The following is a 6,338-nucleotide window of genomic DNA, read 5'->3' on the forward strand; positions in this document are numbered from 1 at the left end:
GAACATGATGCTGTTCTCGCTGCTGCATTATCCGTGCGGCACGACACTGGTTAACATCTACAAGGAGACGAAAAGCGTGAAATGGGCCGTGCTGTCGGCCGTCATCCCGCTCGGCATCGCCATCGCCGTTACCTTCCTGGTAGCGCAAGCGGCATATGCCTTCGGCTGGGTATAGGACTTGAAGGAAGCTTAAAGACTTCATACGCCAAGGGCCGTCTCCCCTGCGCATCCTGCGCAGCCGGAAACGGCCCTTGCTTTCCTTCTATCGTATGCAGTCGATAATCAAACCCGCGGTCTCCTCGATGGATTTATCGGACACGTCGATCACCTTGCAGCCGATCCGCCTCATCAGTTCCTCGGCGTAAGTGAACTCCTCCACTACGCGGTGGGCGGCAGCGTAGTCCGCCTCCGCGTGCAGCCCAAGCGATCTCAGCCGTTCGGTTCGAATCTTAAGAATGGCCTCCAGTTCCATCGTCAGCCCGAAAATGCGGCGGCTCGGAATCTGAAACAGCTCCTGGGGAGCCTGAACCTCGGGCGTCAAGGGATAGTTCGCCACCTTGTAACCCTTATGGGCCAAGTAAATGCTTAGCGGAGTCTTGGAGGTGCGGGAGACGCCGATCAGCACGATTTCGGCCAGGCCGATTCCCCGCGAATCCCGGCCGTCGTCGTATTTGACCGCAAACTCCATAGCCTCAACCCGGCGAAAATACGCTTCATTCAATCGGCCTTCCAGCCCGGACCGCGCAAGGGGCGGATTGTGGAAGGTACCCGAGATCGCCGAAATGATGGGACCCATGATGTCCACGGCCCTCACGCCGTGAGCGGCGGCTTCGCCGATCATCCTTTCGGTCAGCTCCGGCTGCGCAAAGGTATAGGCAACAAACGTCCGCCGCTCGGCAGCTTCCCGCACCGCCTCGCGGATTTCCCTCCCGCCGGCAATATGGCTGAAGCGTTTAATCCGGGCGGGCCGGGCCTCAAACTGGCGCAAGGCCGCGCTCACAACGGCCTCGGCCGTTTCCCCTACGGCGTCCGAGCAGATGACGATCCAGCGGCCGTGTTCCGCCTCCTCCCATTCGGTATCTATCATGCCCCGGCTGCTGCGATTATCCATTGTAATCCCCCTCTTCGAACAACTCTTCGCCCCGCTTAGACGAGCTGCTTCTCGGCCGGACTCTGCGGTCTCTCCGCTCTGTCAAGGAGAGCGGCCTGCGCCGCCGCTATGCGGGCGAACGGAATGCGGTACGGGGAGCAGCTGACATATTCGAGCCCCGTGCGGTGGCAGAAAGAAATCGATTCCCGGTCGCCGCCATGCTCGCCGCATATTCCCGTCTTCAGGAACGGCTTCACCGCCTTGCCCCGGGTAACGGCCCACTCTATCAGCTGGCCGACGCCGTCCTGGTCCAGAACCTGGAACGGATTGTCCTTGAGGATATTCCCGTCCAGATAGGAATTCAGGAATTTCCCTTCCGCATCGTCGCGGCTGTATCCGAAGGTCATCTGGGTCAAATCGTTCGTGCCAAAGGAGAAGAAATCGGCATGCTGCGCAATGGTATCCGCCAGCAGCGCGGCTCTGGGCACTTCAATCATCGTCCCCACCCGGTATTTGAGCCCTCTGAACTCGGTGCTAAGCACCTGGCCCCCGATGTCGTCGACCAGCGCTCTCATGCGTTTCAGCTCATCCGGATGCCCGACAAGCGGAATCATAATTTCCGGGCGCACATCCACTCCCCGGCGGAGCGCCGATTGAGCGGCTTTAAAGATCGCCTCGATCTGCATTTCATAAATTTCCGGAAACAAAATGCCCAGTCTAACGCCTCTCAGGCCGAGCATCGGGTTGACCTCCCGCAGTTCATTCACTTTGGAGATCATAGCTTTCAGCTTCCGGACTTCTTCACCGTTCTCCCCAGTCTCCTCAAGCTTGCGGCACTGCTCCCGAAGCTGATCCAGGTTCGGCAAAAACTCATGCAGCGGCGGGTCCAGCAGCCGGATCGTTACCGGAAGGCCGTCCATCGCCCCGAACATATCTTCAAAGTCGGCCTGCTGCATCGGCAGCAACCGGTCCAGATAGAGCATCCGTTCCTCTCTGCCGCCAGCCAGAATCATCGACTGGACGATGGGAAGGCGGCTTCCCGAGAAAAACATATGCTCCGTCCGGCACAGCCCGATCCCCTCCGCGCCGAATTCCCGCGCCTTACGGGCATCATTCGGTGTATCTGCGTTCGCATAGATGCGAAGCCTGCGGATCTCGTCCGCATAGTCCAGCAGCGCAAGCAGCTCTGGTGTAATTTCCGGATCGCTGAGCGACAGCCCTCCCTGGAACACCCGTCCGCCGGAAGCGTCCAGCGATATTTCCTCGCCTTCCGCCAGGGTAAGCTCTCCAATGCGTACGCTGCGGCCTGTATGGTCGACGCTCAGCGCTTCGCAGCCGCACACGCACGGCTTGCCCATGCCTCTCGCCACAACTGCGGCATGGCTGGTCATGCCGCCCCGGCTCGTCAGCACGCCTTCCGCCGCCAAAATACCGTGAATATCGTCCGGAGAGGTCTCCGTACTGACCAGCACAACCTTGCGGCCGTCCTTGGCCCACTGCTCGGCGGTGTCCGCATCCAGCGCGATCAAGCCGACGGCCGCTCCCGGGGAGGCCGGCAGACCTTTGGCAATCGGCGCAAGCTCCGGCGGGATGGCAATGGAGCGGTGCAGGAGCTGATCCAGATGTCCCGGCTCGATCCGGCTGACGGCTTCCTCTTTCGAGAGGATACCCTCCTTCGTCAAATCCACGGCGATCTTGATAGAGGCCTGGGCCGTCCGTTTGCCGCTCCGGGTCTGTAACAGGTACAAGCTGCCGTTCTCGACGGTGAACTCGATATCCTGCATATCCCGGTAATGAAGTTCCAGAAGCCCGGCGGCAGCCGAGAGCTGTTCATACACAAGCGGCAGTTCCTCGCGCAGCTCGCTGACAGGCCTCGGCGTACGCACTCCGGCTACCACGTCTTCGCCTTGGGCGTCCGCCAAATATTCACCGTACAGTTCCCGTTCTCCCGTAGAGGGATTTCGGGTAAACAATACGCCGGTTCCGCTGCCGGTTCCGAGATTGCCGAATACCATCGCCTGGATATTGACCGCCGTTCCCTGCTCATCCGGGATCCCGTACGCTTTCCGGTATACCTTCGCTCTCATGTTATTCCAGCTTTGGAACACGGCTTCTACCGCCAGCTTCAGTTGAACGCTTACATCCTGCGGAAACGGCTGCCCGGTCCGATCCTCCACAATCCATTTGTATTTCGCGATAAGCTCCTTCCACTCACCCGCGCGGATCTCCTGATCGCAGGATCGCCCATTTTCCTTTCTGGCTTGTTCGATCAGCCGTTCGAAATAAATCGAGTGAATGCCAAGCACCACATCTCCGAACATCTGGATAAATCTCCGGTAGCAATCATAGGCGAATCTTTCGTTACCCGTCTGCTCCGCAAGTCCCTTGACCGTTTCGTCATTGAGGCCGAGGTTCAGAATTGTGTCCATCATGCCCGGCATGGAAGTTACCGACCCTGAACGCACGGATACGAGCAGCGGCCGGCCCACACCTCCGAATTCCGCAGATTTTGCCGTTTCCAGACCGCGCAGCGCGTGATGAATCTCCTGCATCAGCCCTTCCGGCATCTTTCCTCCAGCCGCGTAATAGGCCTGGCAAGCTTCCGTAGTTACCGTAAATCCCGGGGGAATCGGCAGGCCGAGAGCCGTCATTTCCGCGAGATTCGCTCCTTTTCCGCCCAGCAGATTCTTCATCTCCGCATTTCCTTCTTCAAACCGGTACACGCGTTTCAGCATTGAACAATCCCTCCGTAATTGAAAGTAGGGTACAAAACTGCCCGCCAGACTGTGAAATAGGAGTAACGCTTACTTAATGTTGTAGCATGAATGCCGGTATTTGGCAATATATATGACGTACTATTTAATTGATTAATTTATATATGTCACATTTATTCAAACCGGTTTACACAAAAACAGGCATCCCGCGAAAAAAATATCTCCGGAATGCCTGCCGTATACGAGAACATGCATGTATGACCTATGATTGCTTAAAGACTCCGCATCAATTCCGCAAGCTTGCTCATCCCGTCATCCAGGACATCTTCCGGGGTGAACGAATAGCTGAGGCGAATCCACGACTTCATTTCTCCCTGCGGATCGCAGATCTCGCCGGGGACGAACGCAATCGACTGCTCCATGCTTTTGCGGAACAGAGTTTCGGGCGGAATATGCTCCGGCAGGTTCACCCAGAGGTTCAGACCGCCCTGAGGAGCCGTCCACCTGCATCCGGTCCCCGCCAGCTCACGCTCCGTAATCTCCTTATGTACCTGCAACGCGATACGGAGCTTGGCCAGATGCCCCTGCAGACGCGGGGAAGTAAAGTAGTGCAGAAAGATTTTCTGGTTCAGCAGCGGCGTTCCGTTATCCGCCATGAACTTTGCCGCAATCAGCTTGTCCATCAATGGGAACCTGCAGATGACGGCGCAAATGCGCAGGCCCGGCGCCACATATTTGCTGAAGCTGCCAAGGTACACGACCCAGCCTCCCGTGTCATAAGAAAAAATCGGCGGCGGCGGTTCGGCGGCGAAATACATATCGCGGAAAGGGTCGTCCTCGACGAGCAGGCAGCGGTAGCGCTCGGCCAGCTCGACAAGCCGTTTGCGCTGCCATACAGGGACGGTATACCCGGTCGGATTATGATGCGTAGGATTCATGTAGAAGAGCCGGGGCCTGTACCGTTCCATCAGCCCCTCAATCTCGCCTAGGTCGTAGCCGCCGGGCGTAATATCGACAGCAAGCAGCCGAGCCCCCCGCTGGCGGAAAATATCCAGCGCCACACCATAGGTCGGGCGCTCCACCATCACGCAGTCCATCGGCATAAGCATGATGCTGGCTATCAGATTGATCGCCTGCTGGGCGCCTGAAGTAATCAGCAGTTCTTCCGGCTCAGCCTGAAGCAGTCTGCTCACGCGGAAATGTCCGCTTAAGAACTCCCGCAGTTCGTTATCGCCCTCCACGCCGGAATAGGTGCCCATCACCTTCGGGTAACGGTCGAACACCTCTTTGACATAATCGGACAAATACAGATTCGGCAGCAGATTGGGGTCGATCAACGCCTGGGAGAATTGGTATTTGACCGGCATGCGCTGAATGTCCGAGAGCCGGTTGTACATCCGGTAGCCCAAGTCCGTCTCTTCTTCACCGCCTTCAATTGGCGCCGCCGCAGGGGCCACATAGTAGCCGGACTTGTCCCTGACATAGACCTTGCCGTCCTCCTTCAGCCGCTGGTACGCCTTGAAGACGGTCAGCCGGTGAATCCGGAGCTCCTCCGCCAGCAGCCGGACCGACGGCAGCTTGTCATGCACTCTCCACTCGCCCCGGCCGATCCGGGCGGTCATATATTCATAGACCTGCCGGAACAGCGGATGCTGCTCGTTGCCGGATATCTTGTTCATTCTTCCATCCCTTCCCGTATAATCCCTGTGCCATTCATTGTACCTCATTTCCCGCCCATCTGTTCTGTCCTGTTTCATCTGTTCTGTCTCCGCCCAGATATGATGGGATGAAAATATATAAGCAATAAAGGAGCATTGAATATGATTATTTTGGCTTACAGTCTCGTATGTCTGATCTTCGGCACCACCTTTCTAGCGATTAAAATCGGCGTGGACGCCGGAGCCCCGCCCTTTTTCTCTGCGGGTCTGCGGTTTTTCGCCGCTGGAGCGGCGCTGCTGCTGTGGATGTCGTGGAAACGCAAAGCTTCCCTGTCCCTGCTGCTCCGCAAAGAAACGGCGCTGACCGGACTCGGGCTGACCTTCGGCACATTCGCCGCGCTGTATTGGGCCGAGCAGTACGTGTCCTCCGGCCTTGCTGCCGTGCTCTCCGCAACCGGACCGATTATGATTCTGCTGCTTCAGACGTTCCTGCTTTGGCAAAAAGCTTCCCCTCTGTCTCTGGCCGGCTGTCTCATCGGCTTTACAGGCGTGCTTCTGCTGGTCCTGCCCAGTCTGTCTCTCAGCGCCTCCCCGCTCTGGCTTGCCGGCTGCGCCGTCATTCTGATCGGGGAATGGGCTTACGCATCGGGCACCCTGTATACCCGGACCGTCACTGCCCGCCTTCCGGATGTCCATCCCATCGCGCTGAATGCGGCGCAAATGATTTACGGCGGGGCGCTGATGCTCCTGCTCTCCCTCTTCGCGGAGCGGCCAAGCATCAGCTTTCTCCTCTCCTGGAAGGCTGCCGGGTCCTTTCTTTATCTGACGGTCATCGGTTCCATGGTCGGCCACAGCCTGTACTACTGGCTCCCTGCC

General features: G+C 58.0%; 4 protein-coding genes and 1 pseudogene. 2 read left to right on the forward strand and 3 right to left on the reverse strand.

Annotated elements, in window-relative coordinates; translation table 11 throughout:
* Window positions 1-175 (forward strand): annotated as a pseudogene (locus L691_RS32300) (nucleoside recognition domain-containing protein); the annotation flags it as partial.
* Between the two features lie 87 nt (window positions 176-262).
* Here L691_RS32300 and L691_RS0124760 read toward each other — a convergent pair.
* The 3 genes from L691_RS0124760 to L691_RS0124770 form a co-directional block, all read right to left on the reverse strand.
* Entirely contained in the window at window positions 263-1,087 is an 825-nt protein-coding gene (locus L691_RS0124760) for a pyruvate, water dikinase regulatory protein (protein WP_025692915.1), read from the reverse strand.
* A 59-nt stretch (window positions 1,088-1,146) separates the two neighbouring features.
* A complete protein-coding gene (ppdK, locus tag L691_RS0124765) occupies window positions 1,147-3,825 on the reverse strand; it encodes a pyruvate, phosphate dikinase (protein WP_025692916.1) in 2,679 nt (892 codons plus the stop codon).
* A gap of 251 nt (window positions 3,826-4,076) precedes the next feature.
* On the reverse strand, window positions 4,077-5,483 hold the full coding sequence (locus L691_RS0124770) for an aminotransferase-like domain-containing protein (RefSeq protein WP_025692917.1): 1,407 nt from the start codon (window positions 5,481-5,483) through the stop codon (window positions 4,077-4,079).
* A gap of 141 nt (window positions 5,484-5,624) precedes the next feature.
* Here L691_RS0124770 and L691_RS0124775 point away from each other — a divergent pair.
* The coding region (locus L691_RS0124775) for a DMT family transporter (RefSeq protein ID WP_025692918.1) at window positions 5,625-6,338 on the forward strand (714 nt) is incomplete at its 3' end.

The sequence above is a fragment of the Paenibacillus zanthoxyli JH29 genome, assembly GCF_000520715.1.
Lineage (GTDB): Bacteria > Bacillota > Bacilli > Paenibacillales > Paenibacillaceae > Paenibacillus_AQ > Paenibacillus_AQ zanthoxyli.

What these genes read in the sequence shown, in the direction of transcription:
- L691_RS0124760 (WP_025692915.1), bottom strand. Translation starts at nt 1,087, where the DNA reads ATGATAGATACCGAATGGGAGGAGGCGGAACACGGCCGCTGGATCGTC.
- ppdK (WP_025692916.1), bottom strand. Translation starts at nt 3,825, where the DNA reads ATGCTGAAACGCGTGTACCGGTTTGAAGAAGGAAATGCGGAGATGAAG.
- L691_RS0124770 (WP_025692917.1), bottom strand. Translation starts at nt 5,483, where the DNA reads ATGAACAAGATATCCGGCAACGAGCAGCATCCGCTGTTCCGGCAGGTC.